Consider the following 266-nt stretch of genomic DNA (forward strand, 5'->3'; position numbering starts at 1 on the left):
CGGGGTCGGCGAGCTGCTCCACCAGCAAGTCGACGGCGAGACGGCCCAGTTCGGCCGCGGGGACGTCCGCCGCGGTGAGCGGCGGGGTCACCGTCTCCGCCCAGCGGGCAGCCACGACTCCGGTGACGGAGAAGTCGCGCGGTACATGGCGGCCGGCCTGCGCCAGGCCCCGGTAGAGGCCGCCGAGCGCCGCTTCGTTCAGTGTGACCAGGGCGGTGGTGGCCGGGTCGTCGTGCAGGATCTGTTCCAGGCACCTCTGGCCGGAG

Annotated in this window: 1 protein-coding gene; it reads right to left on the reverse strand. The window is 74.1% G+C overall.

Annotated features, from left to right (window positions below):
• A partial coding sequence (locus J0695_RS41000) for a substrate-binding domain-containing protein (protein ID WP_206969888.1) occupies positions 1-266 on the reverse strand: 266 nt, incomplete at both ends.

It is taken from the genome of Streptomyces beijiangensis (assembly GCF_017315755.1).
Taxonomy (GTDB): Bacteria; Actinomycetota; Actinomycetes; order Streptomycetales; family Streptomycetaceae; genus Streptomyces; species Streptomyces beijiangensis.